Annotated in this window: 11 protein-coding genes, 1 tRNA gene and 1 pseudogene; 12 read left to right on the top strand and 1 reads right to left on the bottom strand. The window is 64.3% G+C overall.

Annotated features, from left to right (window positions below; all coding sequences use genetic code 11):
• Nucleotides 1-146: 146 nt before the first annotated feature.
• The 11 genes and pseudogenes from ACFVJ5_RS34525 (at nucleotide 147) to ACFVJ5_RS34475 (ending at nucleotide 10,725) form a co-directional block, all read left to right on the top strand.
• Entirely contained in the window at nucleotides 147-1,073 is a 927-nt protein-coding gene (locus tag ACFVJ5_RS34525) for a UTP--glucose-1-phosphate uridylyltransferase (protein ID WP_378635957.1), read from the top strand.
• A gap of 39 nt (nucleotides 1,074-1,112) precedes the next feature.
• Nucleotides 1,113-2,372, top strand: coding sequence for a gephyrin-like molybdotransferase Glp (glp, locus tag ACFVJ5_RS34520; RefSeq protein ID WP_378635959.1), 1,260 nt, complete (start codon nucleotides 1,113-1,115; stop codon nucleotides 2,370-2,372).
• Between the two features lie 11 nt (nucleotides 2,373-2,383).
• Complete coding sequence (locus tag ACFVJ5_RS34515) at nucleotides 2,384-3,034, top strand: GNAT family protein (protein ID WP_358109313.1); 651 nt, start codon at nucleotides 2,384-2,386, stop codon at nucleotides 3,032-3,034.
• A 136-nt stretch (nucleotides 3,035-3,170) separates the two neighbouring features.
• On the top strand, nucleotides 3,171-4,181 hold the full coding sequence (glpR, locus tag ACFVJ5_RS34510; RefSeq protein WP_379226773.1) for a gephyrin-like molybdotransferase receptor GlpR: 1,011 nt from the start codon (nucleotides 3,171-3,173) through the stop codon (nucleotides 4,179-4,181).
• Between the two features lie 98 nt (nucleotides 4,182-4,279).
• Nucleotides 4,280-4,352: transfer RNA gene (locus tag ACFVJ5_RS34505), tRNA-Ala, on the top strand.
• A 902-nt stretch (nucleotides 4,353-5,254) separates the two neighbouring features.
• Complete coding sequence (locus ACFVJ5_RS34500; protein WP_379226771.1) at nucleotides 5,255-5,593, top strand: WXG100 family type VII secretion target; 339 nt, start codon at nucleotides 5,255-5,257, stop codon at nucleotides 5,591-5,593.
• Complete coding sequence (locus ACFVJ5_RS34495) at nucleotides 5,593-5,895, top strand: WXG100 family type VII secretion target (RefSeq protein ID WP_379226866.1); 303 nt, start codon at nucleotides 5,593-5,595, stop codon at nucleotides 5,893-5,895. Before ACFVJ5_RS34500 ends, ACFVJ5_RS34495 begins: the two co-directional genes overlap by 1 nt.
• Nucleotides 5,896-5,901: 6 nt before the next feature.
• The gene (locus ACFVJ5_RS34490; RefSeq protein ID WP_379226767.1) at nucleotides 5,902-7,362 is read left to right on the top strand and encodes a deaminase domain-containing protein; all 1,461 of its coding nucleotides are present in this window, start codon (nucleotides 5,902-5,904) and stop codon (nucleotides 7,360-7,362) included.
• Entirely contained in the window at nucleotides 7,352-7,846 is a 495-nt protein-coding gene (locus ACFVJ5_RS34485) for an SMI1/KNR4 family protein (protein ID WP_379226765.1), read from the top strand. Before ACFVJ5_RS34490 ends, ACFVJ5_RS34485 begins: the two co-directional genes overlap by 11 nt.
• A gap of 415 nt (nucleotides 7,847-8,261) precedes the next feature.
• Nucleotides 8,262-8,581 (top strand): annotated as a pseudogene (locus ACFVJ5_RS34480) (IS1634 family transposase); the annotation flags it as partial.
• 554 nt (nucleotides 8,582-9,135) lie between these two features.
• Nucleotides 9,136-10,725 carry a glycosyltransferase family 39 protein gene (locus tag ACFVJ5_RS34475; protein ID WP_379226764.1) on the top strand — a complete coding sequence of 530 codons (1,590 nt, stop codon included), beginning with the start codon at nucleotides 9,136-9,138 and terminating at the stop codon, nucleotides 10,723-10,725.
• 67 nt (nucleotides 10,726-10,792) lie between these two features.
• On the opposite strand, the gene ACFVJ5_RS34470 is transcribed toward ACFVJ5_RS34475, so the two are convergent.
• Nucleotides 10,793-12,277, bottom strand: coding sequence for an MDR family MFS transporter (locus tag ACFVJ5_RS34470; protein WP_379226763.1), 1,485 nt, complete (start codon nucleotides 12,275-12,277; stop codon nucleotides 10,793-10,795).
• A 354-nt stretch (nucleotides 12,278-12,631) separates the two neighbouring features.
• Here ACFVJ5_RS34470 and ACFVJ5_RS34465 point away from each other — a divergent pair, with 354 nt between their 5' ends.
• On the top strand, nucleotides 12,632-13,531 hold the full coding sequence (locus ACFVJ5_RS34465; RefSeq protein WP_379226762.1) for an alpha/beta hydrolase: 900 nt from the start codon (nucleotides 12,632-12,634) through the stop codon (nucleotides 13,529-13,531).
• Nucleotides 13,532-13,826: the final 295 nt, after the last annotated feature.

Below are 13,826 nucleotides of genomic sequence, written 5' to 3'. Positions count from 1 at the left end.
ACAGCGACCACCATAGTCTGCACAGGCGCGCGTCGATCCGATGTCTTCCGCGCACGGCCGAGCCGACGGCGGACGCCTAAGCTCTTGCCGACGCCGGATCGTCGCGGAGAGGCGATCGGACGGCACTGAATGGATAGGGTATGCGCATGACAGACAAGACTTCCGGTTTCCGCACTGCGGTGGTACCCGCGGCCGGACTCGGGACGCGGTTTCTGCCTGCCACCAAGACGGTGCCCAAGGAATTGCTGCCGGTAGTCGACACCCCCGGTATCGAGCTGGTCGCCGCGGAGGCCGCCGATTCCGGCGCCGACCGGCTGGTGATCGTGACCTCGCCGGGCAAGGACGGAGTGGTCGCCCACTTCGTCGAGGACCTGGTGCTGGAGAGCACCCTGGCCGAGCGCGGGAAGTTCGCGCTGCTCGAGAAGGTACGCAAGGCGCCGGGCCTGCTCGACGTGACCTCGGTCGTGCAGGAAGAACCGCTCGGCCTCGGCCACGCGGTCGCCCAGGCCGAAGCCGTGCTCGACGACGACGAACTGGCCATCGCCGTCCTGCTGCCCGACGATCTGGTGCTGCCGTGTGGCGTGCTCGAGACGATGAGCCGGGTGCGCCGCGAGCGTGGCGGTTCGGTGCTGTGCGCCATCGATGTGCCGAAGTCCCAGGTCAGCGCCTACGGCGTTTTCGATGTCGAGGAATGCGCCGACAACGCCGAGACCGACGTGCTGCGCGTGAAGGGCATGGTCGAGAAGCCCGATCTCGCCGACGCGCCGTCGACCCTGGCCGCCGCCGGTCGCTATCTGCTCGACCGGGTGATCTTCGACGCACTGCGCCGGATCACGCCGGGCGCGGGCGGGGAACTGCAGCTCACCGATGCCATCGCGCTGCTGATCGCCGAGGGTCATCCGGTGCACGTGGTGGTCCACCGTGGGTCGCGCCACGACTTGGGCAACCCGGGCGGTTATCTTCGAGCTGCTGTGGATTTCGCCCTCGAGCGGGACGAATACGGCCCGCAGTTGCGCGAGTGGCTGAAGTTCCGGCTCAGCCCGGAGTGGGATCCACAGTCGCCCGTCGCCTAAACGCGGTAGATACGCCGCCGCCATAGATTCAGGAGCTCGATGCGCTCGGTTGAGGATCAGCTGATCAAGGTCACCGCGGCTGCGGTCGCACCCCGGCCGGTCCGGGTGGCGATATCCGAAGCCCAGGGTTTGCTGTGCGCGGAAGACGTCGTCACCGAACGGCCGCTGCCCGGCTTCGATCAGGCCGCCATCGACGGATACGCGGTGCGCAGCGTCGATGTCACCGCCGCGGGCGTCGATGTGCGCGACGAGGAGGGCGAGCTGATCGACCTCACCCTGCCGGTGGTCGGCGAAGTAGTGGCCGGTTCGCGCCAGCCCATCCGGTTGCAGCCGCGCCAGACCGTGCGGGTCGATACCGGCGCACCGATGCCGACCCTGGCCGACGCGGTGCTGCCGGTGGATTTCACCGACGGTGGGCGGGCCAGGATCAAGGTTTTCGAGCCGGTTCGCTCGGGCGACTACGTGCGTCGCGTCGGTGACGATGTGCAGCCCGGTGACGTGGCCGTGCGCGCGGGCACGATCATCGGCGCGGCCCAGGTGGGCCTGCTCGCCGCGGTCGGCCAGGACAAGGTGCTCGTGCACCCGCGTCCCCGGCTGTCGGTGATCTCGATCGGCGGCGAGCTGATCGACATCGACCGCACCCCGGGCCCCGGCCAGGTCTACGACGTGAACTCCTACGCGCTGGCAGCAGCCGCGCGCGACGCGGGCGCCGATGTGAACCGGGTCGGCATCGTGAGTGCCGATCCGCGCCGGCTCCGTGATGTGGTCGAAGGCCAGCTGGTGCGCTCGGAGGTCGTGGTGATCGCCGGCGCGGTCGGCGGCTGGGCCTCGGATCAGGTGCGCGAGGCCCTCGACGGGCTCGGCGAGCTGGAGGTCGACCGGGTGGCGATGCACCCGGGCTCGGTGCAGGGTTTCGGGCGGCTCGGGCGCGACGAGGTGCCCACCTTCCTGCTGCCCGCGAATCCGGTGAGCGCGCTGGTGGTGTTCGAGGTGATGGTCCGTCCACTGATCCGGATCGCGCTCGGCCGTCGTCAGCCGATGCGGCGGATCGTGAGCGCGCGCACCATCACGCCCATCACCTCGATGCCGGGTCGCAAGGGGTATCTGCGCGCGCAACTGCTGCGCGACGAGGCGACCGGCGACTATCTGGTGCAGCCGCTCGGCAACGGGAACGCGGGCTCCTCGCACCTGCTGGCGACCCTTGCCGAGGCCAACAGCCTGATCGTGGTGGAACCCGACGACACCGATTTCCGTACCGGTGACGAAGTGCAGGTCGCGTTCTTGGCGCAGCGCGGCTGACAGTGGACTCCATGAACGTATTCCGGGCCGGACAGCATCCCGGCTGGCCCGCCCGGCTCGGTCCGGTGATGGTGGCAGGCGGCCGGGTGACGCTGCGGCCGGTGCGCTTTCGCGATGCCGCCGCGTGGAGCCGGATCCGGCTGCGCGACCGTGACCACCTGGAGCGCTGGGAGCCGACCGGGCGCGGCAGCTGGGAGGCGCGCAATCACGCGTCGAACTGGCCGTCGCTGTGGACGAGCTTGAAGGCCGAGGCCCGGCGCGGCGCGATGATCCCGCTGGTCATCGAGGTCGACGGGCAGTTCAGCGGTCAGCTGACCATCGGCAATATCGTGCGCGGGGCGCTGCGGTCGGGCTGGATCGGGTACTGGGTGGCCAAGGATCTCGGTGGCCAGGGTGTGGCGACGGCCGCGCTCGCGCTCGGGCTCGACCACTGCTTCGGCCCGGTCGGCCTGCATCGCGTCGAGGCGACGGTGCGACCGGAAAACCATGCCAGTCAGGCGGTTCTGCGCAATGTCGGCTTCCGGGAAGAGGGCTTGCTGCGTCGCTACCTCGATGTCGACGGTGCGTGGCGCGATCACCTACTGGTCGGTCTGACCGTCGAAGAGGTTATGGGCACTGTGGTGGATCGCCTGGTCAGGGAGGGTCGGGCGGCGCTGCCGTGAAATTTCTGTTACTCATGTGGCAGGTGTGCACGGCGCGCCTGCCACACGGGCGCGTCTGCCCGAATTAACCTACGGACGTCAGTGGTGCGTCCACAGAGGGACAACACGTAGGTGGGGACGGGAGGTGATGACCGCGATGCCGAATTCGATCCTGTGGATCGGACTGGTTGTGCTGTGGGTCTTCGTCCTGTTTCCGATCCTGGCGGACCGGCATCCCCGGATCCGCCGCACCACCGATGCCGCGCTCGCCACACGCGTGCTGCACCGTGGCGGGGCCGAACGACGGATCCGCATCGGCGCGGCAGGCGGTCACGAGAGTGACCCCGATTACCGACCCCGTGTGCTGCGTAAGCGCTCCCACCGAACTGATTCGGAGGATCGGATGACGACTGAAGAGCCCGTCACCGAAGACGACGACGAAAAGCTGACCCCCGCAGCCGAACTCGAGGCAGCGGTTGCCGAGGTGGACACCGACGACGTCGGCGAGCCCACCGCGGCAGCCGATCTCGACGACGGCGAGCCGGCGGACACTGCGGCGGAACCACTCTCGGCGCAAGCTGACGAGGAGCCGCCCGTCGCCGCGCGCATCCCACCCGCGCCACCGGCGCGGCTGGACGACCTCGTGGCCGAGGACGCCGAATTCGACGACGAGGACGACGACTTCACCCCCTCGCGCCGCGGTCGCGGTGGCTACGACCCCGAGGCCGATGCCATCGCCCGCGCCGCCCGCTACAGCTTCCGTCAGCGCGCGGTCATGGGTCTGGTCATCGGCCTGATCCTGTTCGCCGCGTTCGGGCTGCTGCTCAACTCGATGTTCTGGTGGGCGTTCGGGCTGTCGGCGGCCGTGCTCACGGGCTATCTCGCGTACCTGCGCAAGCAGGTCCACGTGGAGGAGGAGATTCGCCGTAGGCGCGCTGCCCGCCTCACCCGCGGCAAGCGCCACGAGGCCGCCGAAGTCACCCCGGAAGCGGCCACCACCCGTCGCACGATGGACCGCGACACCGCACGCGCCCTGCGCCGCCGCTCCACCCTGCTCGACACCGACGACGAGGATCCGAGGTTCGAGTTCCTCGAGATCTTCGATCCGGCCACGTCTCGCGCGCTCCGCAACCGGGTCGAAGACCTCGGTCAAGCCGTCGGCGAGTAGCTGGTAGTAACCACGCAAAACAGCAGGTCAGAGTACCGATTCGGTATCGGGGCGCAACCCCTGATACAGTGTCACAGCGCGGTTCACCAGAGCCGCACGGGGCTATAGCGCAGTTGGTAGCGCGTCTCGTTCGCATCGAGAAGGTCAGGGGTTCGATTCCCCTTAGCTCCACAGTATGCGCAGTTCAGGCCGGGTTTCCGAGATAGAATTCGGACCCGGCCTGACTTGTTTTCCTGGGCGACTCACAACTAATTCGTCTGGTGGTGCGTTCGGCCCCTTGTCGGGTTGATAGGTGCGTCGGCACGTGGCGTGTTCCATGCGAGGATGAATCGTAAAGCTGGTCCTGGCACCTGAGCGGGCTGGGTCGGCAGCGAGAGACCCGTCCTGGACGGAAGCGGCGTCTGCCGAGATTGTGCGCGAGCTGCTGCGGGCCAGTACTGCAACGGCACTCTGGGGTCGGCCCAGTGGGTCGCCCCGTCGGCAATAGTGGCTGAGTCGGGCTTGATGCTGGCGTCGTCGTCGCCAGCGGTACCAGGCCCAGATGCGATCGGGGCCGTGCGCGTCGGCACCGACCGACAGCCGCTGCCGCGAGCCGGCCGTGATCACCGCAGATGCCGCTAACTGCTGCCGAGAAACCGCCAAGACGGTCGATCGAGGTGCTCACTACAATTCTTACCGCGAATTCGAACCAGAAGAATCTGCGTCAACAACTCAAATCCCTTCCTGGAAACAGGTTCCAGTCGCGGCGGTCACCATCGAGCCCGGGCCCTGGTTGCGCGGGCATCGGCGCATCGAGAATTCTGCGCACTGGGTGCGTGAGGTGGTCTTCGACGAGGACCGCTACCCTGGGCGCGATACCGGTCGTACCAGTCCGTCAGATGATCGGTCCGGCCGTGCACATCCCCAATATGGCAGCAATGCAACAGAATTCGCCGAGGGAGTGCCAGGCATGAATACTGCGGCGAAATCAGTGCACGAGGGGTACGCCGGTGCGGGCAACCCTCGACAGATTGTTGCAGTTCCAACCCTGTCGTGGCTAGGCTGGCTCTCGTTGTCCTGAAGAGGGGGGTCGCGTGTCAGGTGAGAACGACACGACTGCAACAGTTTTCGCGATGGTTCCAGCCGAAGTGACCGACGCGGGCAACTACGTCCAGCAAGTCGCCGAGTCCCTGATCAACGGACTCAGTTCGCTTGACCACGAGGTATCTGGCGTTCTCAACAACTGGACGGGGTCGGCGGCAGGCGCATTCGGGGAAGGCTGGGCTGAAACCAAGAAGGGTGCCATCGTCGTATTGAACGCCCTCAACACCATGGGCGAACTCTTAGGTGACGCGAGCAAAGCTATTGTCAGCCAGGACATCTCCAGTTCCAATACCCTAAGCTCGCTCGATCTACCAGAGCTGAACCTGTGATGGTCGACCACTCGCGCGACTTCACCTTCGATATCGACGAGCTAGACCAGCTCATCAGTCGCGCCGACGGATTCATCGGATTCCTCGCCGAGAGCCTCGACGGCATCAACAACCGAATCGCCACCATCCAACAGAACTGGCACGGAGCTGCTGCCACCGCTCAAGAGGAAGCCTATCGAGAATGGGCAACTGGGGCCGCAGCGGTAGTTGACGGGCTCACCCAGATGTACAACGCCGCCGTCACCGCCCGCGACGCCTACAGTCAAGCATCAGAAACCAACTTGAGAATGAGCGGCGGCTAAATCTCCGTGGCCTCGATCTCCCCGCAGTCCTATGAGACCGCAGCCAAGGCATGCTACGACCTTTCGGAGAAATTCCAAACCGTCTACAACTCACTGCAAACCGTTATTTCAGACACCCCCTCGATGGCCGGTGGATATCAAGCAGTCCGGCTGTGGTCGAAGGCCTACGACGTCCGTGCCGCCGCAGTGGCTATGGTTGCGGGCAACTTCGCGCGCGCCCTGCGAAACTATGCCGATATACTGACCGCGTCCAATTACAACTGGACGCTCGGGGAATACATAGCGAACCTCGACCCCAACAAAGGCGACCCCCCATCATTGCCGACTGGCTTCCCGACGGAACTACCCTACGGTTCGGGCATAGTGATCGGTGTCGCTTCGTCGGGGACGTACAGTAACGGATTGCAAACAGACTGGACCGAACTACAAGACAAAGTCGCCACGCTCGTCTCTGGCGGCCAAGTCCCTGACGGCGACACCGAAAACCTCGCGCGCGCGGCAACTGCGTGGAAGACCTTCGCCAATTCAGACCCGCTCGAGTACGGCGTGTCACAACTGCTCACGGTCGCCTCTGGGCTGGAGCGTGGTTTCGGATCCCAGGTCCCAAGAGACATTCCGAACCACGCTACCAACCTCCGTACGCTCGCTCACAGCCTCCGCGACATCCGTACCGTGGCCCACGATATCGCGGCGGCGATCGAGGCCCACAAGGTTGCTCTGACGACAATGCGCGCGGACATCAACACCCAGTTCGCGACGGTAGTGGTCGTCACCGCTATCTCGATTGGGCGTTCAGCGGTGACCGTCAAAGAGCCACCATCAAAAACAAAAACGCCGAGCAAGCAACAATCACCCAACCCCAACGAGAACAAAGTCGAGATCGATATCGACTTCCTCAACGATGCCGCCTGGGCCATAGCCGGCCCCGCCAACATCTTCCTCACTACACTCGGTGGCCTCACCTTCACCGCAGCAGAGCTGACCAATGGTCAACTATTGACCATCGTCGCACTGCCAATACTGATCACTGAAAGGAATGGCAAGGCGCTCACTGACCAAGGTCATTCTCCGATCAACGGAGCAGAGGAAGCCCAAAAGGTTCGTGAACGCTTGGCCGCAAGCGGAGAAACGATAAAGAAATCTCGTAATGTCGCCGTAGCGCGGGGCGAGATTAACGGACAGCAAATTAGCCTGGACGCCGTCAGTGGCGACGATTCTCCAACGGGCACGGTTCCAAAACCGGAGAACCCGGTCCTGGAACCACGTTCGGACGATGGGCTAACGGACCGCCCTTCTGATTCCGAGTTCAAAATTCTTGATAGCTTAGCGCAACAGCTTGGCCCGGACGCAACGGGGACAATCAACTTATATACTGAGCGTGAACCTTGCGACGCTTGTGATAATGTGGTAGAACAATTCATGAAGAAATATCCTGGAGTGAAAGTGAAGGTGACCTATGGCGCGTGAAGATAGTAACCACGACATAGAGACCTTCGGTCGTGAGTTGATAGAGTCCGGATTTGCAACGAGCGACTCGATCATGGGATGCGACTCAGCGGAGATCGCACAGGTCCACTCCGTCGCACCCGAAGGCTTCGCTATCCCTGATGAGTATCAGGCGTTTCTTGAATACATGGGAAAGAAGGCTGGTACGCTCTTTAAAGGAACTGACCTATTCTTCCCGCGGATGCTGGATGCCGTAGAGGCCGCCGAAGACGTCGCTGGTAAGGGGCTAACGTTGGATGGCCAGTTCTTCTTCGGTCATCACCAAGGTTATAAAGTCTATTTCTTTAAGCGCGGATCCGGTGCAGTCTATGCCTATCAGGAGGGTTCTTCCGAGGAGCAAAAGCTTACAGATGGTTTCATTGAATTCCTTCGGCAGTCCTGGCGTATCCAGCAAAAGACTCGCGAATCTACGGAAGCGATGCGTAGGGAGAGAAATAAAATGTAGGGTGTCATGAGGGAAATCGCAAAGTCCTATTATCGGGGTCCGCACCGCTCGGTCACCCAAACCGCGGGATGCGCGCCGATAACAAACCGCGGCCGAACCTTGCCCAGGTAATGTTCGAGCACCCCGACGCCCAGTCTGTTTTCGGCACGATGAACACCGTCCGCCGTGGAAAAGATGGGCGCTGCGGACGCCTTCGAACTCGTTGATGTGCACGCCACCGTTGTCTGCGTGCAGAGTCTGTATCGGCGCCCGATCGAATAGCTCCAGACACGTTGCCTGCCAGCCGTAGCGGGGCCGCAGATGAAGTCGCGGAACATCCGCAGCGAGCTCTGATGCTGCCGTGCCATCGACACGCTGAACCCTGCAGTGCCCGCCTGAGTCGGCTCCGCTGTCTCCGATGCCGTGTTCGCGCCGGCTCATCTGGGTGAGTCTGACGACGCTGTCTTTCGGGCCGGAGAAGGAAGGCAGCCTGTGCAACGTCGGCTACTCGACAGAACATCGCATCGACCCGCGGATCGTGGTCGGCCTACTCGTCGACCGACTCGGGTTCCCTCTCGAAATCGGTTGCTGGGAAGCAACAAGGCAGAGAAGCACACGATCGGACCGATCATCGCCCAGTTCCGGGCTCGGCACCGCATCGAGAGCATCGTCGTGGTCGCCGATGCCGGCATGTTGTCGGCAGAGGACCTGACCGCGCTCGACAACGCTGATATGCGGTTCATCGTGGGCTCGCGCTGTCGAGAGTTGTCGTATCAGGCACGTTTGTCGAGGTAGAAGGCATAGTCTGATGTCCAGAAGGGCACGGTCGCCGACCGGGCCCTTTCTCTGTGTCGGCCTGATGTCGGCCGTCGTGCCCTTGCGGCACGCACCTTAGACTCGCCAACGATCGAATGCATGCCCCCAATTGTTTTGGCATGATCCGTCGATCGAATAAATACTGGTGAGTAATAGTCTTTTCAATTTCCTTCATTATGAAAGCTTCACTTTGCTGTGCAGCAGAATTCACTTATTCGCAAACTGATTAAACCGTTAGCTCGGTCACATCGGTAACGCTGCCCAAGTGGTAGCCGATACACCGAAAATGGCTATTACTGTGCACGTCAGTGCATTTGCGGACCCTGCTGAATAGCAGTAACGTTTCGGTAAAGCACATGATCCGCGCAGGACCGCGAGCGCCCGCGCTCACCAAGTTCGCTGCCGGGGAGGAATCGTTTCACCAGCGAACAGATGTGACGCCACCACGGGAGGGGGCGTCGAACGCGTCTGTTGGAAAGCATCAGAGGCAGTTCATGACAGCGGTCATCGAGGCTCGCACCGAGCCCGAAGAAGTACCGAATACCCATCCGTCGTTCGCTTTTCGTGGCGTCGCGCTGATCGCTTCGATAGCCGCGATCGCGCTGACGGCGACGGCGGGCCGTTACGACTACTTCGGTGACGAACTCTATTTCCTCTCCGCCGGACGGCGACTCGACTACACCTATGCCGATCAGGGCGTGGTGGTGCCCATGTTCGCGTGGATCGCCGACCAGCTCGCACCGGGATCGGTGACGGCACTGCGTCTCCCGGCCGTCGTGATGTGCGTGTGCGCGGTAGTGGTGGCGGCCCTGATCGCCTACGAACTGCGGGGCAGCCACCGTGCCCAGATGCTGGCCGCGGCCGGGTACGCGTTGTCGGGACTGGCGGCCAATCAGGTCGTGTTGAGCACGTTCTCCTTCGATGCCACCCTCACGGCCGTGATCACCTGGCTGTTCGTTCGATGGGTTCGTACTCGCCAGGACTGGCTGATCATCATCGCCGGATTGGTTGCCGCCCTGGACATGCAGGTGAAGTGGATGATCCCCATCGTCTGGGCGTGCCTCGGCATGGCGGTCATCCTGTGCGGTCCCCGCGAGATCCTGCGCCGCCCCGCGCTGTGGGTGGCGACCGGCATCCTCGCCTCGTCCCTGATCCCGATTCTTTACTGGCAGTCACAACACAATTGGCCACAGTTGGCCATGGGCGCGGTCATCGGAGCCGAGCAGGACGCTACCGGCTACGGCCCGGTGGGATTCCTTCCGCAGTTTCCCATCTTGGCGGGCATCCTGGGCACATTGCTGCTCGCTATCGGATTCTGGGCGGCGTTCAAGCAGGAGTCGCTGCGCCCGTATCGATTTATCGCGGTGGCGCTTGTGATCATGACCGCATTTGTCATGATCACGCATGGGCGGCCGTATTACCCGGGGGGCCTTTTTCCCGCCATGTTCGCCTTCGGCGCCGTCGGTCTCTGGCAGTACGACCGGAAACGGTGGATGAATGTGGCACTGGTTCCGATCGCCGGAATCTCGGTGCTGACAACCATCGTCACACTCACGGTGATACCCCTCGCGCCCAGTTGGCGTACTCAGGCCGAGAATGCGATCGACCTCGGACTCAAGACGGCATTTTTCGGAAACACCAATTGGTCGTCGATGGTCTCCGCCGTCAATGACGGCTACCGCACGCTGACGCCGGCGGAAAAGGCCGATGCCGTCATCGTTGCGCAGGGCTATCCGCAGGCGGGCGCCGTCGAACAGTTCGGCAGGCAGTACGGCTTGCCCGCCACGTACAGCCCGAGCCGTGGCTTCGGCTTCTTCGGCCCGCCGCCGGACTCGGCGACGTCGGTGGTCTACGTCGGACTCGACACCGCCGAACACGACCTGCGGACCCGTTTCACCGAGGTGGAGCGAGTGATCCACCTCGACGACCCCCTCGGCACCCCCGGCATCGACCGCATGACCGCCGTCTGGATCTGCAAGGGCCCGAAGCAGCAGTGGTCGACCATGTGGGATTCCATGACCACGCTGTATTTCGATCTCGGCCTCTGGCGAGACGTTCGCACCACCACCCGACCCACGCACTGAGCGAGGACGACACAAACGAACCCCCGGTCGCGAATGCGGCCGGGGGTTCGTCGTTCGAGCGGGAGCGTCAGTTCTTGACCAGCTCCGGCGCATCCGCGGCGTCCTGCACGGGTGCGGCGTGCGGGTCGGCTGCCGCACGGTTCGGCAGCAGGACCGCCATGGCGATGACGATCAAGGCCAGCAGGGCCGAGATCAGGAAGGCCAGGCGCATGCCGTCGAGGGTAGCGACGGCAGGCGAGGTGCCCTCCTCGATGAGCGAGGTGCTGCGGGCCGACATGACCGTGACCACCAGCGCGGTGCCGAAGGCCGCCGCCACCTGCTGGATGGTGCCCAGCATCGAGCTACCGTGCGAGTACAGGTGCATCGGCAGCGCGCCGAGGCCCAGGGTGAACACCGGAGTGAACGCCGCGGCCAGCGACACCATCAGCAGGATGTGCAGGCCGAGCAGCTGCCAGTACGGCATGTCCATCGAGATCTGGGTGAAACCGGCCAGTGAGGCGGCGATGCCGATCGAGCCGGGAATCACCAGCAGGCGTCCACCGAACTTGTCGAACAGCTTGCCCACGGTCGGACCGAGCAGACCCATCGCCAGACCACCCGGCATCACCAGCAGGCCGGTCTCCAGCGGGCTCAGACCGCGCAGGTTCTGCAGGTACAGCGGCAGCAGGATCATCGAGCCCATCATCGCCAGGAACGCGACCGACATCAGGACCAGCGCCTTGGTGTAGGTGCCCTGCAGCAGGACCCGCAGATCCAGCAGCGGGGTTCCGTTGCGCTGCAGGCTGACCTGACGCAGCGCGAACGCCGCGATCAGCGCGACACCACCGGCGGTGATCAGCGCCGCGGTGGAATAGCTGTCACCGTGGAACTTGCTCAGCCCGAACACCAGCCCACCGAAGCCGAGGGCCGCCAGTGCCACGCTGGGGAGGTCGAGCGTGCCCGGCTGCGGCTCGCCGACGTTCTCCAGCTGCCGCAGACCCAGCCAGGTGACCAGACCGGCGATCGGCAGCATCACCACGAACAGCAGTCGCCAGGAGTCGATTCCCGGGATCGCGATCTGCAGGATCAGGCCGGAGATGACCGGGCCCATGGCAGGCGCGACCGAGATGGCCAGGGTGACGTTGCCCATCACGCGGCCACGGTCCTGCTCCGCCACGACGGTCATCAGGGTGGTCATCAGCAGCGGCATCATCACCGCGGTGCCACCGGCCTGGATGACGCGGCCGATCAGCAGCACCGCGAACGTCGGCGCGAGCGCCGAGATCACGGTGCCCGCGATGAACACGCCCATCGCGGCCGCGTAGGCCTGACGGGTGGTGACCCGCTGCAGGAACCAGCCCGTGGTGGGGATGATGGCGGCCATCGTGAGCATGAACGCGGTGGAGACCCACTGCGCGGCGACCTCGGTGACATGCAGGTCGCTCATCAACCGCGGGATCGCGTTGATCATGATGGTTTCGTTGAGGATGACGACGAAGGTCGCGAGCACCAGCACGCGGATGACGGTCGGTGTCTTGCCCTTCGTCGTCGGCGTGGATAGATCGGCTGGCATCGGGGTAACCTCCGGAGAACATGGGGAAACGGCGGGGCGAGAGCTGTGGCCCGATGCCGAGTCGTCGACGTCCCGGCACCACAAGAGAAGAGACGGATTCCGTCGGTCCAACTCATCGGGCGCCGGTCAGTATTCCGGGCGGGTACGACACAAATCACCTGGTTTTTCGGATTCGCGCACACGAGGACGTATCGAAAGTCGCAGGTCCCGGGGGATATCGAAGCGGGTCTCACGCTGGATCGTGAGCCTGGTCACTGCCCGATCTAGGCCGACGGCGCGCCGGTGTGTTCCCGGAGTGGACCCCGAGCTGCGGGGTATACCGGTTAGGTGACTGCATCGAGAAGCTGGCTTGCTGTGGTGTGCGCGATTGTCGCCGCTCTCGGGGGTGCCACGGCATCGGCCGATCCGGGGGCGTATGTGGCGGGGGAGGCGCCACTGGGTGGCAGGTCCGCTCAGATCGATGTGTACTCGCCCGCGATGGGGCGGGTGATCCAGAACAAGGTGATCAAGGCGGCGGGGGCAGGGGCTCCGACGTTGTACCTGCTCACCGGGGCCGGTGGTGGGGCGGACGGGATCTCGTGGTGGGACAACACCGACGTGCGCGGCTTCTTCGCCGACAAATTCGTGAATGTGGTGATGCCGGTCGGTGGGGCGTTCACGCTGTACACCGACTGGATTTCCGATGATCCGGGGGTCGGTCGGGTGCGGTGGGAGACGTATCTGACTCAGGAGTTGCCCGGGGTGATCGATGGCGCGCTGGAGACGAGTGGGCGCAACGCCATCGCCGGGGTGTCGATGAGTGCGTCGTCGGCGCTGGATCTGGCGATTCGGAGTGGATCACGGTTTTCCGCCGTGGCGGCGCTGAGTGGTTGTCCGTGGGCGGCGGATCCGATGGGGATCGCGATGGCCAGTGCGCAGGCGGTGCGTGGTGGGGGGAATCCGGGGAACATGTGGGGGATTCCTGGTGGGCCGGGGTGGCGGGAGCATGACGTCTTCGCCAATGCGGGGGGTCTTGCGGGGAAGACTGTTTTCCTGTCGGCGGCGACGGGATTTCCCGGCGGGCAGGATCGGGGGTTGCCTATGCCGCCGATCGAAGCGCTGGCGGGGGCGTGTACGGCTGCGTTTGCTGGGAGGTTGGGGCAGTTGGGGATACCGGCTGTGCATGTGCATCGGGCGACTGGGTCTCATACGTGGGGGCAGTTTCAGGCTGACTTGCATGAGGCTTGGCCGCATTTGGCTGGGGCTATCGGGTGAGGGGTCGTCCCAGGCGGTGAGAAGTGGCAGGGCGGGTGAGTAGTGGTGCCGTGAGGGGGGTAGTGGCGCTACGGGTGGGTAGTAGTCCCAGGACGGTTTGACGCTGTGTTTATTGGCGCGCTGGCGCGCGCGTGTCCGCGGCCCTGAGGGGCCGCCGGTTAGGCGCCGCGGAATCGCTCCTTCGTCGCATCTCCGCGGCGCCTAACCGGCGGCCCGGCCGCGGACCGGCCACTTCGTGGCCGTCCCTCCCTAGGGGTCGGGAGTGCGGTGGGTGGGTTGGGTGGGTTGTGGAAGA

This window comes from Nocardia sp. NPDC127606, from assembly GCF_042671725.1.
Lineage (GTDB): Bacteria > Actinomycetota > Actinomycetes > Mycobacteriales > Mycobacteriaceae > Nocardia.
Note: the sequence above shows the minus strand (reverse complement) of the source record. Positions and strands in the feature narration are given on the sequence as shown.

What these genes read in the sequence shown, in the direction of transcription:
- glpR (WP_379226773.1), top strand. Translation starts at nt 3,171, where the DNA reads ATGCCGAATTCGATCCTGTGGATCGGACTGGTTGTGCTGTGGGTCTTC.
- ACFVJ5_RS34470 (WP_379226763.1), bottom strand. Translation starts at nt 12,277, where the DNA reads ATGCCAGCCGATCTATCCACGCCGACGACGAAGGGCAAGACACCGACC.
- glp (WP_378635959.1), top strand. Translation starts at nt 1,113, where the DNA reads ATGCGCTCGGTTGAGGATCAGCTGATCAAGGTCACCGCGGCTGCGGTC.
- ACFVJ5_RS34485 (WP_379226765.1), top strand. Translation starts at nt 7,352, where the DNA reads ATGGCGCGTGAAGATAGTAACCACGACATAGAGACCTTCGGTCGTGAG.
- ACFVJ5_RS34515 (WP_358109313.1), top strand. Translation starts at nt 2,384, where the DNA reads ATGAACGTATTCCGGGCCGGACAGCATCCCGGCTGGCCCGCCCGGCTC.
- ACFVJ5_RS34475 (WP_379226764.1), top strand. Translation starts at nt 9,136, where the DNA reads ATGACAGCGGTCATCGAGGCTCGCACCGAGCCCGAAGAAGTACCGAAT.
- ACFVJ5_RS34495 (WP_379226866.1), top strand. Translation starts at nt 5,593, where the DNA reads ATGGTCGACCACTCGCGCGACTTCACCTTCGATATCGACGAGCTAGAC.
- ACFVJ5_RS34525 (WP_378635957.1), top strand. Translation starts at nt 147, where the DNA reads ATGACAGACAAGACTTCCGGTTTCCGCACTGCGGTGGTACCCGCGGCC.